This is a genomic window from Pseudomonas sp. P7779 (assembly GCF_013386315.1).
Taxonomy (GTDB): Bacteria; Pseudomonadota; Gammaproteobacteria; order Pseudomonadales; family Pseudomonadaceae; genus Aquipseudomonas.
In genome coordinates this window covers 83696-103905 of sequence record NZ_JACARZ010000003.1, presented here as the reverse complement: position 1 = coordinate 103905, position 20210 = coordinate 83696, and the positions used below count along the sequence as shown (strand labels likewise).

The window sequence follows — 20210 nt, the reverse complement described above, 5'->3', positions numbered from 1 at the left end:
AGGCGGGGCTTTTTTATGCCCGCTACATCAGTTAGCGGTAGTCCAACAACCCTGGCACATCGACGTCCCACAACACACCGGGATCATCGACTACGACTTCCTGCACCGAAGCCTTGGCAAATAACGGTTTTGCCCCGCGGTCTCCGGTCAGCGCGATCAAGGCCGGGCCGAATGAACGGCCAAACCCCACGGGGTGCCCGTACTGACCTGCATGCACCGGGGCGCTGATACCGTCTTCCTCCAGGCCTGCCATCACTTGCTCGATACTTGCCGGCAGGATAAACGGCATATCCCCCAACACCACCAGCCAACCAGCCGACGGCCCACTGGCCGCCACCGCTGCGGCGATGCTGTCACCCATGCCCGGCGAGCGCAAAAGCAATACTTCGCAACCGTGCACCTTAGCCAACCGAATCACTTCGGTGCGATCCGGTGACGTCACCAGCCAACGTCTCGTAGCCACAGGCGGCAGATTCACCAATACCTGCTCGATCACCGGCCGCGTGATGCCATCCCGGCCCACGCAGGGCGCCAGCAACTTGTCCTGATCGGCACCCGCCTCGGCCCGAAAACGACTGCCCTGCCCCGCTGCCAGGATGATTACGGCGATGCCCGTCAACTGACCGCTGCCTGCAACGGCTTTTTCTGCAGCAGATCGATCCCGTTCTTGATGGCGACGATTTCCGCCATCAACGACAAGGCGATTTCCGCCGGCGTATGGCTGCCGATATGCAGACCAATCGGCCCATGCAGCCGCGCAATGGCGTCCGCACTGAGCCCCAGTGCCGCGAGGTTTTCCCGGCGCTTCTGGCTGTTGACCCGCGAACCCAGCGCGCCTATGTAGAACGCCCGGGAATTGAGGGCCGTCAGCAACGCCATGTCATCCAGGCGCGGGTCATGGGTGAGCGCGACAATGGCAGTGCGTTCATCGGTCTGGATATTCAACACCGCTTCATCCGGCATACCCGGCACAAAGCGCCCGTGCTGCTCCTCCCAGCCATAAACAAACTCCTGGCGCGGGTCGCAGATCAGCACTTCGAAATCCAGCAACCGAGCCATTTCCGCCACATAACGTGACAGCTGGCCCGCGCCGATCAGCAGCAGGCGCCAGCGCGGACCGTAGATCGCGCGCAAACGCTCGCCGTTGAAGCTGACCACATCGGTCTTGCTCGCACCGCTCAACACCACCTCGCCGGTGGCCAGGTCCAACTCACGGGCGACAATCTCGTGGGCCTCACAGCGCGCCAGCAGTTCAGCTACCCAACCCGGATCACTCACCCGCTCTTCGGTGAGACGCAGGGTGCCGCCACACGGCAGGCCAAAACGCGCCGCTTCGTCCCGGGTGACACCGTAGGTGACAAGCTGCACCGGCGGCCCGTCGTCAGGCAGCCGACCGTCCTGCAACCGGGCGATCAAGTCGTCCTCGATGCAGCCGCCGGACACCGAGCCAATCACCACCCCGTCGCCGCGCAAGGCCAGCATCGCCCCCGGCGGACGCGGGGCGCTGCCCCAGGTCTGGACCACGCTGTACAGCACCACTCGCTGCCCGGCGAGACGCCATTCCAGCACGCTGCGTAATACATTCAGATCAACACTGTCCATCAGGCTTTCGCCTCCCGCCAACCTTGCAACTGATTTTGATAAACAGCATCTATGGGTTGATCAAAAATATCGGTAGTCAGCTAAGTTAACTCACCGGCAATAAAAAAGCCCTGCAATGCAGGGCTTGGTGCGTCAAAAAACAAGCTTAGTTCAATAGCGATTCGGCTCCATTTCCAGCACCACCTTGAAGCGCTTTTCGATGTCCTGCTGGATACGCAGCGCGAGCCCGGCAATGTCCTGGCCGCTGGCCGCGCCGTAGTTCACCAATACCAGTGCCTGCAAGCGATGCACGCCGGCATCGCCATCGCGAAAGCCTTTCCAGCCGGCCTTGTCGATCAGCCAGCCGGCGGCCAGTTTCATCTGCCCGTCGGCCTGGGGGTAAGCCACCAGGTCCGGGTATTGACGCTGCAACTCGGCAGCCAGTGCCTGGGACACCAGCGGGTTCTTGAAGAAACTCCCCGCATTGCCGAGCACCGCCGGGTCGGGCAGTTTCTCGCTACGAATGCTGCAAATCGCGCGGCTGACATCGCTGGGCGTGGCCTGCGCGATGCCTTGCTCGGTCAGGCGCTGTCGCACCGGCCCGTATTCAAGTTTCAGATGCACGGCGCGGCTCAGGGCAAAACGCACCCGCAGGATCAGCCAGCGCCCCACTTCGTGCTTGAACAGGCTGTCGCGGTAGGCAAAGTTGCACTCGGCCAGGCTGAAATCCCGTAGTTCGCCGGTCTGGCGATCAAGGGCGGTCAGGCCGCTGAATACATCCTTGATCTCTACACCGTAGGCGCCGATGTTCTGCATCGGTGCGGCGCCGACCGTTCCGGGAATCAGGCTGAGGTTTTCCAGGCCGGAAAAGCCCTTGGCCAGGGTCCACAGCACAAACGGATGCCAGGCTTCGCCCGCTTCGGCCTCAACCACGACCTGCACGCCATCGTCGTGCAACACCCGGATGCCCTGGCTGGCCATGCGCAGCACCAGTGCGTCAATATCCCGGGTCAACAGCAAGTTGCTGCCACCGCCAATCACCAGCAACGGCAGTTGTTGCTCGGCGGCACAGGCCAGGGCCTCACGCACGTCGGCGTCATTGTGGGCCTCGGCAAACAGCCGGGCACGCACGTCGATACCAAAGCTGTTGAACGGCTTGAGCGAAACCTGTGCCCGTACCTGCAAAGTCATAACCGGCCCTTCAATTCAATCACCAACAGGTCACAGGCGCGCTCGATCAGGTCGAGGACAGTTTCAAAGCCCTGGTCACCTTCGTAGTACGGGTCCGGCACTTCATCCACCACCGAGTCGTAGCGGCGCAGGAACAGGTCCAGGTCCGCCTTGCCCTGAGCCGGCTGCATGGCCTTGAGGTTGCGCAGGTTGCTCTGGTCCATGGCGAGGATCAGGTCGTAGCGGGAAAAGTCGGCACGCGACACCTGTTGTGCACGCTGGGCCGACAGGTCGTAGCCGCGTTGCAGCGCTGCACGCTGGCTGCGCTTGTCCGGTGGGTTGCCGACGTGCCAATCACCGGTACCGGCAGAGGCCACTTCAACCTGATCGGCCAGGCCGGCTTCGCGCAATTTGTGGCGCAGAACGCCTTCGGCCGTGGGCGAACGGCAGATGTTGCCCAGGCAGACGAACAGAACCTGCATCAGGCCCCCAGAAGGCGACGGACGCGCTCGAGGTCTTCAGGGGTGTCGACGCCCGCCGGCGGCGCTTCCAGGGCATCGCCCACATGAATGCGCACGCCGTGCCACAGGGCACGCAGTTGTTCCAGGGATTCGGTATTTTCCAGCCAGCACGGGCCCCAGCTCACGAAGTCGTGCAGGAAACCGGCGCGGTAGGCGTAGATGCCGATGTGGCGACGGTACGGCACGCCAGCCGGCAGCACGTCAGGCTGTTTGGCGAACGCATCCCGCGCCCACGGCAAGGTGGAGCGGCTGAAGGTCAGCGCCAGGCCATTGATGTCGCTGACCACTTTCACCACGTTGGGGTTGAACAGGGTCTCGATGTCTTCAATCGGCTCGGCCAGGGTCGCCATGCGCGCTTCGCCATGGGCTGCCAGGTTGGCCGCCACCTGATCGATCACGCTGGGCGGAATCAACGGCTCGTCACCTTGCACATTGACCACGATGGCGTCCGCCGCCAGGCCCAGCTTTGTGGCCACTTCGGCCAGGCGGTCGGTACCGGAGTTGTGGTCTTCACGGGTCAGCACCGCTTCGGCACCAAAGCCTTTGCAGGCCTCGATGATGCGCGGATCGTCGGTGGCCACCACTACCCTTTCGGCGCTGCTTTTGCAGGCCTGTTCCCACACCAGCTGGATCATCGGCTTGTTGCCGATCAGTTGCAGCGGCTTGCCGGGCAGGCGGGTGGAGGCGTAGCGGGACGGGATGACAACGGTGAAGGCGGTGGTCATTTATCCAGGCGCTCGTCGGTGGTCAGGGTGCGGGCTTCGCTTTCGAGCATTACCGGAATGCCATCACGAATCGGGTACGCCAGGCCGGCGCCCTTGCTGATCAGCTCGGTTTTGTCGGCGCTGAGCTTGAGCGGCCCCTTGCAGATCGGGCAAGCGAGGATATCGAGCAGTTTGGTGTCCATGAGTATGTCCTGGAGAGCAGCGTTTTAAGGCAAAAGGCGAGCGGGCAGCAAGCGCATCAACTGCGTGTCGAACCAGGCGATAAACGCCGGTGACGGTGCCGCGTCCACCGCAAGGTACCACCAGTCGGGCCTGGCAAAGGCGCGGCACTTCACCGCGTCCTTTTCAGTCATGACCAACGGCAGTGCCGGCGTGAAATTCAAGACCTCGGCGCTGTACGGCGCGTGGTCGGCAAAAGCATGGGGTATTGGGCGCCAGTGTAGCGTTTCAAGGGTGTTGAAGAAACGTTGCGGGTTGCCGATGCCGGCCACCGCATGTACCTGCTGCCCCACCGCGAAGTGTTCGACGGGTTTACGCTCGCCGGAATGCAGGTTGACCAGCGCGGCAGGCAACAGACGGAAGGCAAAGCCGTCGTCACGGTCAGAACCTGCGCCGTTGTAAAGCAGCGCATCGACGCTCTGCAAACGCTCGACCGGCTCACGCAACGGCCCCGCCGGCAGGCAGCGACGGTTACCCAGCCCGCGGGCGGCGTCAATCAACACCAGTTCCAGATCACGGGCCAGGCGGTAATGTTGCAGGCCGTCGTCGGAGAGGATCAGGTCGAGGGTTTCGCTGGCCAACAGCGCCTTCACGGCGCGGCTGCGGTCGGGGTCGATCATCAGCGGCACGCCGCTGCGCTGCACGATCAGCAAGGGTTCGTCCCCCGCCACCGCAGCGGTTTGATCGGCCTCTACGCGCCATGGAAACTGTGGCGGCTTGGCGCCATAACCGCGGCTGACCACACCGACGCGCAAACCACTGCGCTGGCAACGGTCGATCAGCCAGAGAATCATGGGCGTCTTGCCGGTGCCGCCCACCGTGATATTGCCTACCACCACGACCGGCACCGGCGACTGATAGATCTCGCCCTCGCCCGCCAGGAACCGTGCGCGCTTGCGCTGCACCACCCGGCGATAGAGGGATTCCAGCGGCTGCAATAACGCAAGTGCAGGATGGCCTTCGTACCAGGCCTTGAGCAAACGATCAGTCATGGCCATCAGGGTTGGCTCGCCGCCTCGACGGTGGTCATGCGCAAATGGCTGAAGCCGAGCTTGCCGGCAGCGTCCATCGCCGTGATGACGGCCTGGTGCTTGGTGTTGCCATCGGCGCTGATGGACAGTGGCAAGTTAGTGTCCCCACCAGACTCTTTTTGCAGCGCTTCCATCAGGCTGGCCAGGTCGTTTTTCTCCAGCAACTGGTTATTCACCGAGAACACGCCATCGGCGCTGATGGCGATGTCCAGTTGCTTGGCCTGCTGGTCTTCCGCCGGCGAACCGCTGACGGCTTCCGGCAGGTCGACGCGCAGCTGGGTTTCCCGGGTAAAGGTGGTGGTGACGACAAAAAACAGCAGCAGGATAAACACCACGTCGATCAACGACGCCAGGTTGATATCGACGTTTTCCCGTTGCTTGCGACGAAATTTCACGCGTTGCCCTCAACCAGGTCCACGTCACGGTCGCCCTGTACCACTTCCACCAGCTTGATGGCTTCCTGCTCCATGCCCACCACCAGTTCGTCGATGCGCCGTTGCAGGAAACGGTGGAAGAACACCGAAGGAATACCGACCATCAGGCCCGCCGCCGTGGTGATCAAGGCCTTGGAAATACCACCGGCCAGCACTGCGGCGTTGGTGGTCATGCCCGACCCCATGAATGAGCTGAAAATATCGATCATGCCCAGCACCGTACCGAGCAGGCCGAGCAACGGTGCCATGGCGGCGATGGTGCCCAGGGCATTGATGTAGCGCTCCAGCTCATGGATGACCCGGGCGGCGGCCTCTTCGATGCACTCCTTCATGATCTCGCGACCGTGCTTGGAGTTGGCGAGGCCGGCGGCGAGGATTTCACCCAGGGGCGAGTTGGCGCGCAGTTCCTTGAGTTTTGTCTTGTCGAGCTGCTTGTTCTTGATCCAGCCCCAGACCTGGCCCAGCAGGTGGTCAGGCGTTACACGGCTGGCACGCAGGGTCCATAGGCGTTCGGCGATGATGCCGAGTGCGGCGATGGAACTCAAAATGATCGGCAACATCATCCAGCCGCCGGATTTGACCAATTCCCACACAGTGAATGTCCCCTCGAAAAAGTGCGCCACTTTACCATAAGGGTCCGGTGGAAGGGCTGGCCTGCCCCAGAGCATCCTGACGCAGGGGCCGCTCTTTGGTAACGCTGTTTTGCGGCGGGCGCTCGCGCCAGAAACGCCGCTGGCTGCGCGCGGCCAGCGGCGGCTGGAACGTGCCCAGTTGCAGGCGGAGTGCGCCTTGCTCGGCACTGTCATAAATCGCGCTGCCCATGGCCTGGTAACGCTCCAGCACCTGTGGATGCGGGTGGCCAAACCCATTGCTGCGCCCCCGGGAAATCAACACGGCCTTGGGTGCCAGGCGCTGTAGAAAGGCCCATGACGACGAGCTGCGGCTGCCGTGGTGCGGCGCTTGCAGCCAATCGACAGGAGCGCCCATGGGAGTGGCCAGCAATGCCCGCTCGGCGTCATGGTCAATATCCCCGGTCAGCAACAAGCGCTCGCCATTGGCCTGCACCCGCAACACGCAGGACATCTGGTTACCGTCCGTCGCATCAGGCCATTGCCATAGCTCGAACCTCACGCCGTCCCACTCCCACTGCTCGCCGCTGACACACGCCTGGGTACCGAGCGAGGCCGGCAGCCGTGCCGTCTCACCGCCCACCACACGCTTGACCGGCAACCCATGGGCGACGGCCAACGCGCCGCCGGCATGATCGGCATCGGCATGACTGAGCAGCATCACGTCCAGCTCTGCGACCCCCAGCTTGCGCAACGCAGGCAATACGACACGCGCGCCAAGATCGAACTCACCGGAGCGCGGCCCGGCGTCATACAGCAGTACATGGTTGCGGGTACGCAGGATGATCGCCACCCCCTGGCCGACATCCAGCTGCACCACCTCGACCAGCCCATGAGGTATCGACTCCCGCGGCGGGAACACTGCCAGCAGCAACATCGGCCAGCCCAGCAGCCGAAACGGGACGCCCTTGGGCAGCAATAACAGCACCGCCCCCAGCAGGCTCACCAGCCAATAGCCAATGGGCACTTGCGCCGGTATCCAGGCCGGCAAGTACTGCGCCAGCAGCGCCAAGGCCTTGAACAGCCCGTCCAGTGTGCCGCCCGCCAGCCATAACAACCCCTCTCCTATATAAGGCAGCGGCAATAACACCGTACCCAGCAAGGCCAGGGGCAGCACCACCAGGCTGATCCACGGCACCGCAACCAGGTTGGCCAGCGGCCCGCTCAGGCTGATGGGCAGGCCGAGCACCAGCAGCAGCGGAAACAGGCCGATGGCAATCATCCATTGGGCGCGGGTCCAGGCTTGCCACAAGGGCCAGGGGCCCAATCGGCCACTGAACGCCAAAATCAGCACCGCAACAGCCGCAAAAGACAACCAGAACCCCGGCTGCAGGCTGGCCAGCGGTTCGAGGATCAGCACCGCGTCCAGCGCCAGCAACAGCGGCCACCAGATTCCCAGGTGACGAAACCGCAGACGCCACAGCAACACCAGGCCCACCATCACGCAGGCCCGTTGCACCGGCACCTCGAAACCTGCCAGCAGGCCGTAGCCCAGCGCCGCAGCAAACGCCAGGCCGCAGGCCCAGGGCAGCCACGGCAAAGGTTTTGGCCACCCCCCGTAGCGCGCAAGCCCGGCGACCAGGCCATAGATCAACCCCGCCAGCAGGCCGATGTGCTGCCCGGATATCACCAGTAAATGCACGGTGCCAGTGGCTTGCAGGACCCGCCAATCCTCGGCGGCCAACCCGGAACCATCGCCGAGCACCAGCGCCGCCAGGCCCGCCTCTCGCCCCTGGGCATCCACTGCCAGCAGCCGCTGGCGAATCCCGTCGCGCCAGGCATGTCGTGGCGGTGCCAGCAGTTGGCCGTCCTTGACCGAGCCGGTGGCGCCAATCCGCTGGGCCAGCAGCCAGGCTTCATAGTCAAAGCCATCGGCATTGAGCAATCCGGAAGGACGCTTGAGAGTCACCGCCAGTCGCCAGCGCTCACCGCTCTTAACCGGTGGGCCGCCGCGCCAGGACACGCGAATGCGCTTGGGAAGCAGGTCCTTGCGTGACCGGCTGTCGGTCAGTTCGAAGCGCACACCGTCGCCCATCTGCTGCGGTAACCCGCTGACACGCCCTTCCACCCAGCGGGTCTGGCCATCCAGATGCGGGGCCAACCGGTCATCCAGCGCCCACTGCGCGCTGAGGCATGCCCAGCCCAGGCCAAGCAGGAAAAACCCCAGCGGATAGGTACGAAAAGGCAACAGCATCAGGGCCAGCACCGGCATCAGCAACAGCCAGCCGCCGGACGGCAACGCGGGTAAAAAACGCAAGGCGAGCAGCCCCAGCGCGAGTGCGAACATCCCTGTTCTCATGGATCTTTCCTTGAAAGCGACCCATTGAGTCTTAGCCGGGCTAGCGGTGTGGCCTATTATTATTTGTCACAAAGTCTGAATTTCACGTTCGTGGAATGCGGGCATACTTGCCCCTCGAACTGACCTGGACCCCTTATGCCACGGCGCTTATTCAAACGGTACATGCCCGATCCGACCAGCATTCGGGAACACAAGTCCTTACGCTTTCTCGGCAAGTTGCTGCATGACCCGAATCTCTGGCACCTCAATCGGCACTCGGTCGCGCGGGCCATGGCCGTTGGCCTGTTCGCGGCATTCATCCCCATTCCCTTGCAGATGCTGCTGGCAGCGGTCCTCGCCATCAGCGTGCGCGGCAACATGCCGATTGCCGTGAGCCTGGTCTGGCTGACCAACCCGATTACCATGCCGCCGGTGTTTTTCTGCACCTACATGACCGGGGCCTGGCTGATGAATGTGCCACCCCGCAGCATGCCCGACGAGCTGACCTGGGAATGGATCAGCGGGCAGTTGTCGACGCTGTGGCAACCGTTCCTGCTGGGCTCGGTAGTACTGGGGCTGGTGATGGCGGTGCTGGGTTATTGCCTGACCATGGGCTATTGGCGCTGGTGGGTGGCCCGCCAGTGGAAAAAACGCAAACAGCGCAGGTTGTAACCGTTAGCGCGCCAGCAAGCGCATGTGCACACGCAAACCCTGGCCGGTATTTTCCGCCCACAGGCTGCCGTCCTGACGCTGCACAGCGTTGCGCGCAATGCTCAAGCCCAGGCCAAAGCCGCCGTCGCCGGGCCTTGAGCCGTCCAGTCGGGTGAATGGCGCAAAGATTCGCTCCAACTCCACCTCATCGATCCCGCCGCCCTGGTCTTCCAGCCACAAGTGCCAGTGATCCCCCTCACGCTGCCCGCCCAATTGCACCGTTCCGTCTTGCGCAGAGTGCCGGATGGCATTGCGCAGGATGTTCTCCAATGCCTGGGCCAGCAGGTTCAGATGACCGCGCACCCAGCAGTCGGCCCCCAGCTCGCACTGCAAGCGTGAAGCCGGCCAGCCACTTTCAAAACAGGCGTTTTCCCGGAGCATGTCCCACAGCGCCTGCACCTGGATGTCTTCCTTGGGCAACGGCGCGCGTTCGGTGTCGAGCCAGGCCAGTTGCAGGGTGTCGTCCACCAGGCGCTGCATGCCGTCGATTTCCCTCCCGAGGCGCTCGCGCAGCTGGGTCAGGTCCTGCTCGCTGTCACTGGCCACACGCAGGCGGCTCAACGGTGTGCGCAACTCATGGGACAAATCCCGCAGCAGTTGCTGTTGCAGGGCCACGGTGCCTTGCAGGCGTTCAGACATCTGGTCAAACGCGCGGCCCAATTCCCCCAGTTCATCCTGGCGGCTGGTGGTGTCGCGGGAAAGCCGGGTGCCCAGTTGATCGGCACGCCAGGCGTTGGCCTGCTCTCGCAGGTGGTTGAGAGGCATGATCAACAGCCGGTAGAGGCCGATGCACAGCAGCAGGGTGAACAGGCCGGGAATCACGCCATTGGTGACGATCCGCCAGAACAGCTGGTTTTGCCCGGGCATGAAACGCCGCGGCAACTCGATCACCAGGGAGCCCGCACCCGGGTCGAGCGGGAACGGGATTTTCAACCACGGCAGGCCCTTGGCATGCCGGCTGACGGGCCAGTCCAGGCCGCGCAGGAAGGTCAGGCGCTGGCTCTCCTTGTCCGTCAGTGGGTAGCTGCTCAGGGATTGCAGGTCGTTGCCGATGACCCCCACCCAGGTGCGCTCGCGCTGGCCCAGGGTGTGCAACCATTCGTCCACACCGGCGTTGCCGCCCTTGTTCCAGGCCAGTTCCGCGCCAGCGGCATAACCGCTCAGGGTGGCGCGGGCCTCGCTGGACAGAAAGGCATTCTGCTCTTCCATATACCGGCCCCATGACCAACTGAGCCAGATCATCAGCAAGCAAAACGCGATCAGCAGGCAGGCCAGTTTCCAGAATAACGAATGCTTGCCCGGCAGCCGTTTGAACGCGGCTTTAAAGCCCGTCATCGTGACCGCTCAACACATAGCCCTTGCCCCACACCGTGCGCACTTCCCGCTCGCTGTAGCCGACAGCCTTGAGCTTGCGACGAATCTGGCTGATGTGCATGTCCAGGCTGCGGTCATGGGGCGCATAGCTGCGCTGGAACACATGCTGGTAGAGGAAGGCTTTGCTGAGGACTTCTTCGGCGTTGCGGTGCAGGGTTTCCAACAGGCGATATTCGCTGCGGGTCAGGCCGGCCCACTGCTCCCGGTGAAACACATCACACAGCTCGTCATCGAAACGCAGGCTGCGGGCATCGCCGCGCACCGCCGCCAGGGCCGGCAACGGCCGCCGGTCCAGGGCGACCCGGCGCAGGATCGCTTCGATGCGCACCCGCAACTCGGCCATGCTGAACGGCTTGGGCAGGTAATCGTCGGCCCCCAGGCGAAAACCGCTGATGCGATCGGCTTCGGCCCCCAGGGCCGACATCAGGATCACCGGCATCGAATGGCTCTGGCGCAAATGCGTGAGCACCGACAACCCGTCCATGCCCGGCAGCAGGATGTCCATCAACACCACGTCGAAGCGCTGATCGCGGGCCATTTGCAGGCCCTGCTGGCCATTCTGGCACCAGGTCACCTGGAAGCCACAGAGGCCCAATTGCTCATGGACATAGGCGCCAAGCACAGGATCGTCTTCAATCGCCAGGATACTGGGTAAGCCAAGTGCTGCGGGATTCATTAGCGTCTGCAAGTCATTCTCAATGACTGATTATTCAAGATTGCCCCCCCATGAGCAACCGCCGCCGGGCGTCCGGCGGCCCAAGGTTTGCCTCAGGTCATTAATTTTGCAAGATTCCCCGCCGCGCAAATGGCTACACTGCGCAGGTGGCGCGGGCCGGATGCCTGCGTGGAATTCGACAACAGTGTGGTAGCAGGAGAGTGGCGTGCTTAAAAGAATGGGGATAAAAGGCCGCGTACTGTTGCTGACCTTATTGCCTACCAGCCTGATGGCGTTGCTGCTGGGCGGGTACTTCACCTGGATGCAGCTTTCGGAGTTGCAGTCGCAGTTGCTGCAACGCGGCGAGATGATCGCCGAGCAACTGGCGCCGCTGGTGGCCCCGGCCCTCGGCACCAGGAACACCGACCTGCTGGAACGCATCGCCACCCAGTCCCTGGAACAAACCGATGTGCGCGCCGTATCGTTCCTCGGGCCCGACCGCACGCCCCTGGCCCACGCCGGGCCGACCATGCTCAACCAGCCGCCCATCGGCAACAGTTCGCACCTGTTGCAGCGCACCGGCAATGACGCCACCCGTTATCTGCTGCCGGTGTTCGGCCGCCATCGCAACCTCGCCGGTGAACTGATCCCGGATGAATCCGACCGCCTGCTCGGCTGGGTCGAGCTGGAACTGTCCCACAACGGCATGTTGCTGCGTGGCTACCGCAGCCTGTTCGCCAGCCTGCTGCTGATCGCCATCGGCCTGATCTGCACGGCAGCCCTCGCCTTGCGCATCAGCCGTACGATCAACTCACCGATCGGCCTGATCAAACAGGCCGTCGCGCAACTCAAGGACGGCAATCTCGAAACCCGCTTGCCACCCCTGGGTAGCCAGGAGCTGGATCACCTGGCCTCGGGCATCAACCGCATGGCCGAGACCCTGCAAAACGCCCAGGAAGAATTGCAACACAGCATCGACCAGGCCACCGAAGACGTGCGGCAAAACCTCGAAACCATCGAGATCCAGAACATCGAGTTGGACCTGGCCCGCAAGGAAGCCCTGGAAGCCAGCCGCATCAAGTCGGAGTTTCTGGCCAACATGAGCCATGAAATCCGCACGCCGTTGAACGGCATCCTTGGTTTCACCCATTTGTTGCAGAAAAGCGAACTGTCACCGCGCCAACTGGATTACCTGGGCACCATCGAAAAATCCGCCGATAACCTGCTGGGCATCATCAACGAAATCCTCGACTTCTCGAAAATCGAGGCCGGCAAGCTGGTGCTCGACAGCATCCCGTTCAACCTGCGGGACTTGCTGCAAGACACCCTGACCATCCTCGCCCCGGCCGCCCACGCCAAACAGCTGGAGCTGGTGAGCCTGGTCTACCGCGACACGCCGCTCGCCTTGGTGGGTGACCCGCTGCGGCTCAAGCAGATCCTCACGAACCTGGTGAGCAACGCGATCAAGTTCACCCGCGAAGGCACCATCGTTGCCCGCGCCATGATTGAAGACGAACAGGAAGACAGCGTACAACTGCGCATCAGCGTGCAGGACACCGGCATCGGCCTGTCGAACCAGGATGTGCGGGCGCTGTTCCAGGCGTTCAGCCAGGCGGACAATTCGCTGTCACGCCAACCCGGCGGGACCGGCCTTGGACTGGTGATTTCCAAGCGCCTGATCGAACAGATGGGCGGTGAGATCGGCGTCGACAGCACGCCGGGAGAAGGCTCGGAATTCTGGATCAGCCTGAACCTGCCGAAAACCCGTGACGATATCGAAGACCTGCCCTCCGCGCCGCTGCTGGGCCGGCGCGTGGCGGTGCTGGAAAACCACGAGCTGGCGCGCCAGGCCCTGCAACATCAGCTGGAAGACTGCGGCCTGGAAGTCACCCCGTTCAACAGCCTGGAAAGCCTGACCAACGGCATCACCAGCGCCCACCAGACCGAACAGGCGATTGACCTGGCCGTGCTGGGCATCACCGCCAATGACATTCCGCCGGAGCGTTTGAACCAGCACCTGTGGGACCTCGAACACCTGGGCTGCAAGGTACTGGTGTTGTGCCCGACCACCGAACAGCTGCTGTTCAACCCCTCGGTGCCCAACCCCAACAGCCAGTTGCAGGCCAAGCCCGCGTGCACCCGCAAACTGCGTCGCGCCCTGGCCGACCTGATCAGCCCGCGCCCGCTGCGCAGCGAACCCGGCGAGCCCCTGTCCAGCCGCGCGCCGCGGGTGCTGTGTGTCGACGACAACCCGGCCAACCTGCTGCTGGTGCAAACCCTGCTGGAAGACATGGGCGCCAAGGTCCAGGCGGTGGAAAGCGGTTACTCGGCCATCGAGGCAGTGAAGCAGGAAGCCTTCGACCTGGTGCTGATGGACGTGCAGATGCCGGGGATGGACGGTCGCCAGAGCACCGAGGCAATCCGCACGTGGGAAAGCGAACGCCATGGCACACCGCTGCCCATCGTCGCGCTGACGGCCCATGCGATGGCCAACGAAAAACGCGCCCTGCTGCAAAGCGGCATGGATGATTACCTGACCAAACCCATCAGCGAACGGCAACTGGCCCAGGTGGTGTTGAAATGGACCGGGCTGGCCCTGCGCAACCAGGGCCCGGACCGTGGCACCGAAAGTTTCGGGCATGCCACGCAATTGCCGGTGCTGGACCATGAAGAAGGTTTGCGCCTGGCGGCCGGCAAGGCGGATCTGGCGGCAGACATGCTCGCGATGCTGCTGGCCTCGCTGGAAGCGGACCGTGAAGCGATTCGCGTCGCCCGTGACGCCAATGACCGCAACGCCCTGATCGAACGGGTGCACCGCCTGCACGGCGCCACCCGGTATTGCGGCGTGCCGCAACTGCGTGCGGCCTGCCAACGGGCCGAGACCCTGCTCAAGCAGGACGACGCCAAGGCCATGCCGGCCCTGGATGAACTGGACATGGCGATTGCCCGGCTGGCCAGCGAGGCGCGAGTCAGCGCGTAAACTTTCGGGGCAATGTGGCGAAGCAGCTTGCTGGGGTGAGGAGCTTGCTGTGGCGAGGGAGCTTGCTCCCGCTGGAGTGCGAAGCGCTCCCAGGATTTTGGGGCCGCTGCGCAGCCCAGCGGGAGCAAGCTCCCTCGCCACAGCAAGCTCTCTCCCCACAACAAGCTCACTCACCACAGACAAGCCCCCTCGCCACAAAATCAGCTTTCCATCATCAAGAAGGAATATTTGATGCGCATCATCCTCTTCAGCAGCCAGACCTACGACCGCGACAGCTTTCTCGCCCAACCGCTGCCCGAAGGCATGCAGCTGCAATTCCAGCCGGCCCGGCTGAACCTCGACACCGTGGCCCTGGCCGAACACCACGAAGTGGTCTGCGCCTTTATCAACGATGACCTCAGCGCCCCGGTGCTGGAGCAGTTGGCCAGCGGCGGCACCCGCCTGATCGCCCTGCGTTCCGCCGGCTACAACCATGTCGACCTGCCCGCCGCCAAGCGCCTGGGCCTGACCATCGTGCGGGTGCCGGCCTACTCGCCCCATGCGGTGGCCGAACATGCGGTCGCGTTGATCCTGGCCCTCAATCGCCGCCTGCACCGCGCCTACAACCGTACCCGCGACGGTGACTTCAGCCTGCACGGCCTGACCGGGTTCGACCTGGTGGGCAAGACCGTCGGCGTGGTCGGCACCGGGCAGATCGGCGCCACATTCGCCAAGATCATGGCCGGGTTCGGCTGCCAACTGCTGGCCTACGACCCCTACCCCAATCCGCAGGTCGAGGCCCTTGGCGCCCGGTATGTGAGCCTGCCGCAGTTGCTGGGCGAGTCACAGGTCATCAGCCTGCATTGCCCGCTGACGGCGGACAGCAAACACCTGATCAACGCCCAAAGCCTCGCCCATATGCAGCCCGGCGCGATGCTCATCAACACCGGGCGCGGCGGCCTGGTGGACACCCCGGCGCTGATCGACGCGCTCAAGGACGGCCAGCTCGGCTATCTGGGGCTGGATGTGTATGAAGAAGAGGCCCAGCTGTTTTTCGAAGACCGCTCGGACCTGCCCCTGCAAGACGACGTATTGGCGCGCCTGCTGACCTTCCCCAATGTGATCATCACCGCGCATCAGGCCTTCCTGACCCACGAGGCGCTGGGGGCGATTGCCGGCACCACCCTGGCCAACATCGCGGCGTGGGCTGGCGGGCAGGCGCAAAACCTCGTCGAAGGATGATCAGCGGTCACATAGCCGCGCCATGATGGGTAGCGGCGCATGATAGGATGCCGCGCCTATTTGGAGGATCCATGGCCGAACACGATTTCCGCTTCAGCTTGCTGAGCCCGCATCACACCCTGATCGAATGCCGGGCCCTGGTGCCGGGCCGTTATCAAGTCACCGGCAACGGTGGCTCGATCAAGAACGGCGACGTTCTGATCGTCACCCTGCGCGGCAGCAAAACCCTGTCGATGCGCCTGACCGTCGAAGGCGATGCGCGCTACTCCATCCGCCCGGCGGGCCAGTGGGTCGCCATGGCCCAGGGGCCGAAATTCGGCGAACTGGAGATTCACACCTGGAAGGTCAACTGCGACAGCTGCGACAACGTGCTGGAGTTTGAATTCGCGGTGGAAACCAAGCTGACCAAGGAGCCGCTGCAACCGGCCGCCACTGCACGGGTTACCGAGTTGGGCTGGGCCACCCTGGGTGACAAGCACCGCTGCCCGAAATGCCAGCAGGCCGCGCAATGAAAGCCCTGCTGATGCTGGCCGTGCTGGGTGCAGGCCTGGCGGGCTGCGCCAGCGACGAGGTCAAGCTCAAGCAGGATCACAGCTACGTGGTGGAATGGATCGGTGAGCGGCCGCTGATGGATTACGCCCACCTGACCGTGACCCTCGGTGCCGATGGCCGGGCCTATGGCAATGGTGGCTGCAACCATTGGTTTGCGCCCTACACCCTGGACGGCGACAAGCTGAGCTTCGGCAAGGTCGGCAGCACCCGCAAACTCTGCGCCGAAGCGCTGATGGAGCAGGAGCACCGCTTCTTCCAGGCCCTGCAGGGCGTGCAGCGCTGGGACATTTCGCCGATCGAACAGACCCGCTTCTGGCCGGCGGATGGCAAGCCGTTGCGGTTGTGGCTGGAAGAAGGCTGATCTGTAAGGCGCAGCAGGTCTAAATGTGGGAGCGGGCTTGCTCGCGAAAGCGGTGGATCAGTCGATGTATCCGGTGACTGTCACACCGCATTCGCGAGCAAGCCCGCTCCCACATTTTTTATCCGCGCAACGCCTTGAGCTTGGCCAACACCCCTTCCGCCGTCTGCTCACCCATCAGTTGCTCGCGCACCTTGCCCTTGTCATCAATGATGTAGGTCACCGGCAGGGCTTCACTGCGGGGAATGTCGAAGATCCCGTCCGGGTTCTGCGCCAGTACGGTGAACTTGATGCCCAGCTTCTCGCTGGCGCTCTTGAGCTCTTCACCCTGGACGTTGTCGAAATTCACCCCGAACACCCCCACCGACTGGCCCTTGAGCTGTTCGGCCAAGGCGTTGAGTTCCGGGATTTCGGTACGGCACGGGCCACACCATTCGGCCCAGTAGTTAACCACCAGCCATTGCTTGTCCAGGCGTTCGGCGGCCACTTTCTGACCATATTGGTCAACGCCATAATCATTGCCACAGCCGCTGAGCAGCAGTGTGCCGATGATTGCCAATGCGCCTAACAGTCGCCTCGTCATGGGGTAATCCTTCGTAAAAATGAACGTTGGCTGCGGCCTATCGCCTCTCATGGTTTAAGGACGCGGCGCAGCGCGGGTAGAATACCCGCCACCTTACGCAAGATGCGACCCGCACATGACCGATCTGACGCTTTATCACAACCCGCGCTGCTCGAAATCCCGCGGTGCGCTCGAACTGCTGGAAGCCCGTGGCCTCACACCGACGGTGGTGCGCTACCTGGAAACCCCGCTCGACGCCGCGCAATTGCAGGCCCTGCTGGGCAAGCTGAACATCAGCGCGCGGCAACTGCTGCGTACCGGCGAGGACGAATATAAAACCCTCAACCTGGCTGACACCAGCCTCAGCGAAGCACAGTTGATCGCTGCCATCGCCGCTCATCCGAAACTGATGGAGCGTCCGATCCTCGCCACCGCCGACAAGGCCGTGATCGGCCGCCCACCGGAGAACATCCTGGAGCTGGTTTCGTGAGTGCGCCGTATGTGCTGGTGTTGTATTACAGCCGCAACGGTTCAGTCAGCGAAATGGCCCGGCAGATTGCCCGGGGCATCGAGCAAGCCGGGCTTGAGGCGCGGCTGCGCACCGTGCCGGCCATCTCCAGTGAATGCGAGGCCGTGGCGCCGGACATTCCGGTCGACGGCCCGCTGTACTGCAGCCTCGACGACCTGAAGAACTGCGCAGGCCTGGCGCTGGGCAGCCCGACCCGTTTCGGCAACATGGCCGCGCCGCTCAAGTACTTTCTCGACGGCACCAGCAACCTGTGGCTGACCGGCGCCCTGGTCGGCAAGCCGGCAGGTGTGTTCACCTCCACCGCCAGCCTGCACGGCGGCCAGGAGACCACACTGATGTCGATGCTGCTGCCGCTGCTGCACCACGGCATGCTGATCACCGGACTGCCCTACAGTGAACAGGCGCTGCTCGACACCAAGGGCGGTGGTACGCCTTATGGCGCCAGCCACCATTCCGGTGCCGACGGCAAGCGCGCACTGGATCAACACGAGATCGCCCTGTGCCGCGCACTCGGCCTGCGCCTGGCGAAGACCGCTGCGCTACTGGAGAACGGCCGTGGCCAGGAAGCCTAAGCTACTGCCGCCCCAGGCCTGGCTGGAGCCACGGGTCAAGGCGATGCGGGCGTTGAGCCTGCTGGCGTTCCTGGGATTGGTGGGGCTGCTGTGTGCCTACTACCTGGCGTTCGCCGATCTGCATGGCGCGCGGCCGTGGGTGATTCTGCTGATCGAATTGGTGCCGCTGCTGTTGCTGGCGCCGGGGATGATCCTGGGCAGCGCGCGCGGGCATTCATGGATGTGCTTTGTGGTGAACCTGTATTTCATCAAGGGCGCGCTGGCGGCCTATGACCCGAACCGGCAGTGGTTTGGTGTGCTCGAGATGCTGGCGAGCCTGGCGGTGTTCTGCACGGCGTTGATGTATGTGCGGTACCGGCATCAGCTGAATCGGCGGTTGGCGGGGGAAGGATTGCCTGCCTGATGCTTTTGTAGTGCCTGACCTGCCGCTATCGCAGGCAAGCCAGCTCCCATAGAGGAATGCATTCCAAGTGTGGGAGCTGGCTTACCTGCGATGGCATCAACCCGGTATCAATGATTCACGGTGTAAGCCAGCATCATCGACAACTGGCACATCGGCCGCCCGCTCTCGGCATGCCACTGGTTGAATGCGCCCTGCACCGTGGCCAGGTCCCGCAGGCTGGTGGGCACCTTGTCGACGATCTTCTGCGCATTCAGCGCCGCTACCACGTCATAGCTCGGCACGAACGTGTCCTTGCCCACCATCCGTAAAAAGCGCGGCGCCGACAGCCCGCCCAACTGGTGGCCGTGCTTGCTCAGGTACTTCCACAGGCCGACGATATCGGTCACCGGCCAGTCGGCAATAAACCCGCCGAAGCTGCCTTTTTCCTTCTCGATATCCAGAATCATCTGCGCATTGCGCGGCACGCTCTTGAGCTTGCCCAGGTGACGGATGATGCGCGTGTCCTGCATCAGCCGCTCCAGGTGCTCGGCGCCCATGAGTACGACTTTTTCCGGGTCAAACCCAAAGAACACCTGCTCGAAGGCCGGCCACTTGGCGTCCACCACGCTGTGCTTCAGGCCGGCGCGAAACACCCGCAGCGACAAGGTCGACAGGTAGCGGTCATCGCTGATCTTGCGCAGTTTCGCCGGGGTCAGGGGCACAGGCAGGTGGGCTTCCAACTCGGCCGCCGAACCAAACCGGTTCAGACAATATTCGTGCAGCCACTTGTAATCGCGCATGCCCTCTCCTAAGGATTGAAATGAAAACGGCGCCCAGGAGCGCCGTCTGTCAGAGCGGTGAAAACACTCAGAGGTTCACTACGTTGACGAAGCGCGACGCCGCACTTTCGTCGATACGCAGGCTGGTGAAGTCGAACAGGTTACGGTCAGCCAACTGCGACGGCTGCACGTTCTGCAAGCTGCGGAAGATGCTGTCGACGCGGCCCGGGGTCTTGCGGTCCCAATCCTGGAGCATGTCCTTGACCACCTGGCGCTGCAGGTTTTCCTGGGAGCCGCAGAGGTTGCACGGGATGATCGGGAATTGCTTGAGGTCGGAGTAGGCCTGGATGTCCTTCTCATGGCAGTACGCCAGTGGGCGGATCACCACGTTGCGCCCGTCATCGGCCCGCAGCTTGGGCGGCATGGCCTTGAGGCTGCCGTTGAAGAACATGTTGAGGAAGAAGGTTTCGACGATGTCATCGCGGTGATGACCCAGGGCCATCTTGGTCGCGCCGATTTCGTCGGCAAACGTATAGAGCGTGCCACGGCGCAGGCGCGAGCACAGCGAGCAGGTGGTCTTGCCTTCCGGGACCAGCTCCTTGACCACCGAATAGGTGTCTTTCTCGACGATGTGGTACTCGATCCCCAATTCCTTGAGGTAGGCCGGCAGCACATGCTCGGGAAAACCCGGCTGCTTCTGGTCCATGTTCACGGCGACGATGTCGAACTTGATCGGCGCGACCTTTTGCAGGTGCATCAGCACGTCGAGCATGGTGTAGCTGTCCTTGCCGCCGGACAGGCAGACCATGACCTTGTCGCCCTCTTCGATCATATTGAAATCGGCGACTGCCTCGCCGGCCAGGCGACGCAGGCGTTTTTGCAGTTTGTTCTGGTTGACCGTAAGAGTGCCCATGGCGCTTGGATCCGCGAAAGGTGTGTGACGAAAA

General features: G+C 63.1%; 23 protein-coding genes. 8 read left to right on the top strand and 15 right to left on the bottom strand.

Going from position 1 to position 20210, the window contains the following annotated elements; genetic code table 11:
- Positions 1–31: 31 nt before the first annotated feature.
- From HX869_RS00850 to HX869_RS00805, 10 genes are all read right to left on the bottom strand, one after another.
- On the bottom strand, positions 32–619 hold the full coding sequence (locus tag HX869_RS00850; RefSeq protein WP_177022196.1) for a nucleotidyltransferase family protein: 588 nt from the start codon (positions 617–619) through the stop codon (positions 32–34).
- Positions 616–1602 (bottom strand): XdhC family protein, encoded by a 987-nt coding sequence (locus HX869_RS00845; RefSeq protein WP_008434978.1) that lies wholly within the window; start codon positions 1600–1602, stop codon positions 616–618. Before HX869_RS00845 ends, HX869_RS00850 begins: the two co-directional genes overlap by 4 nt.
- 150 nt (positions 1603–1752) lie before the next feature.
- Positions 1753–2772, bottom strand: a complete 1020-nt coding sequence (murB, locus tag HX869_RS00840; RefSeq protein ID WP_178902605.1) for a UDP-N-acetylmuramate dehydrogenase — start codon at positions 2770–2772, stop codon at positions 1753–1755.
- Positions 2769–3233, bottom strand: a complete 465-nt coding sequence (locus HX869_RS00835; RefSeq protein WP_004371338.1) for a low molecular weight protein-tyrosine-phosphatase — start codon at positions 3231–3233, stop codon at positions 2769–2771. The genes murB and HX869_RS00835 overlap by 4 nt, the downstream gene beginning before the upstream one ends.
- Positions 3233–3997, bottom strand: a complete 765-nt coding sequence (gene kdsB, locus HX869_RS00830) for a 3-deoxy-manno-octulosonate cytidylyltransferase (protein WP_008434982.1) — start codon at positions 3995–3997, stop codon at positions 3233–3235. Before kdsB ends, HX869_RS00835 begins: the two co-directional genes overlap by 1 nt.
- Positions 3994–4179 (bottom strand): Trm112 family protein, encoded by a 186-nt coding sequence (locus tag HX869_RS00825; RefSeq protein ID WP_003174668.1) that lies wholly within the window; start codon positions 4177–4179, stop codon positions 3994–3996. Before HX869_RS00825 ends, kdsB begins: the two co-directional genes overlap by 4 nt.
- Positions 4180–4203: 24 nt before the next feature.
- Positions 4204–5214 (bottom strand): tetraacyldisaccharide 4'-kinase, encoded by a 1011-nt coding sequence (gene lpxK, locus HX869_RS00820; protein WP_178902604.1) that lies wholly within the window; start codon positions 5212–5214, stop codon positions 4204–4206.
- The gene (locus HX869_RS00815) at positions 5214–5642 is read right to left on the bottom strand and encodes a biopolymer transporter ExbD (RefSeq protein ID WP_004371361.1); all 429 of its coding nucleotides are present in this window, start codon (positions 5640–5642) and stop codon (positions 5214–5216) included. Before HX869_RS00815 ends, lpxK begins: the two co-directional genes overlap by 1 nt.
- The gene (locus tag HX869_RS00810; protein ID WP_004371363.1) at positions 5639–6274 is read right to left on the bottom strand and encodes a MotA/TolQ/ExbB proton channel family protein; all 636 of its coding nucleotides are present in this window, start codon (positions 6272–6274) and stop codon (positions 5639–5641) included. Before HX869_RS00810 ends, HX869_RS00815 begins: the two co-directional genes overlap by 4 nt.
- Before the next feature lie 31 nt (positions 6275–6305).
- Positions 6306–8597, bottom strand: coding sequence for a DNA internalization-related competence protein ComEC/Rec2 (locus tag HX869_RS00805; protein WP_178902603.1), 2292 nt, complete (start codon positions 8595–8597; stop codon positions 6306–6308).
- Between the two features lie 147 nt (positions 8598–8744).
- Here HX869_RS00805 and HX869_RS00800 point away from each other — a divergent pair, with 147 nt between their 5' ends.
- Positions 8745–9260, top strand: coding sequence for a DUF2062 domain-containing protein (locus HX869_RS00800; protein ID WP_004371367.1), 516 nt, complete (start codon positions 8745–8747; stop codon positions 9258–9260).
- 3 nt (positions 9261–9263) lie between these two features.
- Here HX869_RS00800 and HX869_RS00795 read toward each other — a convergent pair whose 3' ends face one another.
- Both HX869_RS00795 and HX869_RS00790 read right to left on the bottom strand, forming a co-directional pair.
- On the bottom strand, positions 9264–10634 hold the full coding sequence (locus tag HX869_RS00795; RefSeq protein ID WP_008434990.1) for a sensor histidine kinase: 1371 nt from the start codon (positions 10632–10634) through the stop codon (positions 9264–9266).
- A complete protein-coding gene (locus HX869_RS00790; protein ID WP_178902602.1) occupies positions 10621–11349 on the bottom strand; it encodes a response regulator transcription factor in 729 nt (242 codons plus the stop codon). The genes HX869_RS00795 and HX869_RS00790 overlap by 14 nt, the downstream gene beginning before the upstream one ends.
- 205 nt (positions 11350–11554) lie before the next feature.
- Here HX869_RS00790 and HX869_RS00785 point away from each other — a divergent pair, with 205 nt between their 5' ends.
- The 4 genes from HX869_RS00785 (at position 11555) to HX869_RS00770 (ending at position 16442) form a co-directional block, all read left to right on the top strand.
- A complete protein-coding gene (locus tag HX869_RS00785; RefSeq protein WP_008434994.1) occupies positions 11555–14308 on the top strand; it encodes a response regulator in 2754 nt (917 codons plus the stop codon).
- 231 nt (positions 14309–14539) lie between these two features.
- Positions 14540–15529 (top strand): 2-hydroxyacid dehydrogenase, encoded by a 990-nt coding sequence (locus HX869_RS00780; protein WP_178902601.1) that lies wholly within the window; start codon positions 14540–14542, stop codon positions 15527–15529.
- Positions 15530–15600: 71 nt separating this feature from the next.
- Positions 15601–16041: a hypothetical protein gene (locus tag HX869_RS00775; RefSeq protein WP_178902600.1), complete on the top strand. Its 441-nt coding sequence runs from the start codon at positions 15601–15603 to the stop codon at positions 16039–16041.
- Positions 16038–16442, top strand: a complete 405-nt coding sequence (locus HX869_RS00770; protein WP_004371380.1) for an META domain-containing protein — start codon at positions 16038–16040, stop codon at positions 16440–16442. Before HX869_RS00775 ends, HX869_RS00770 begins: the two co-directional genes overlap by 4 nt.
- A 118-nt stretch (positions 16443–16560) precedes the next feature.
- Here HX869_RS00770 and HX869_RS00765 read toward each other — a convergent pair whose 3' ends face one another.
- The gene (locus HX869_RS00765) at positions 16561–17022 is read right to left on the bottom strand and encodes a TlpA disulfide reductase family protein (protein ID WP_004371382.1); all 462 of its coding nucleotides are present in this window, start codon (positions 17020–17022) and stop codon (positions 16561–16563) included.
- A gap of 115 nt (positions 17023–17137) precedes the next feature.
- On the opposite strand from HX869_RS00765, the gene arsC reads away from it, so the two are divergent.
- From arsC to HX869_RS00750, 3 genes are read left to right on the top strand one after another with little or no spacing between them, the layout of a single operon-like run.
- Entirely contained in the window at positions 17138–17491 is a 354-nt protein-coding gene (gene arsC, locus HX869_RS00760) for an arsenate reductase (glutaredoxin) (protein ID WP_004371385.1), read from the top strand.
- Positions 17488–18102, top strand: coding sequence for an NAD(P)H:quinone oxidoreductase (gene wrbA / locus HX869_RS00755; RefSeq protein ID WP_004371390.1), 615 nt, complete (start codon positions 17488–17490; stop codon positions 18100–18102). Before arsC ends, wrbA begins: the two co-directional genes overlap by 4 nt.
- The gene (locus HX869_RS00750; protein ID WP_177019556.1) at positions 18086–18505 is read left to right on the top strand and encodes a DUF2069 domain-containing protein; all 420 of its coding nucleotides are present in this window, start codon (positions 18086–18088) and stop codon (positions 18503–18505) included. The genes wrbA and HX869_RS00750 overlap by 17 nt, the downstream gene beginning before the upstream one ends.
- 107 nt (positions 18506–18612) lie before the next feature.
- On the opposite strand, the gene HX869_RS00745 is transcribed toward HX869_RS00750, so the two are convergent.
- On the bottom strand, positions 18613–19284 hold the full coding sequence (locus HX869_RS00745; RefSeq protein WP_004371396.1) for a DNA-3-methyladenine glycosylase I: 672 nt from the start codon (positions 19282–19284) through the stop codon (positions 18613–18615).
- A 67-nt stretch (positions 19285–19351) separates the two neighbouring features.
- The gene (ttcA, locus tag HX869_RS00740) at positions 19352–20176 is read right to left on the bottom strand and encodes a tRNA 2-thiocytidine(32) synthetase TtcA (protein WP_008435321.1); all 825 of its coding nucleotides are present in this window, start codon (positions 20174–20176) and stop codon (positions 19352–19354) included.
- Between the last annotated feature and the right edge of the window lie 34 nt (positions 20177–20210).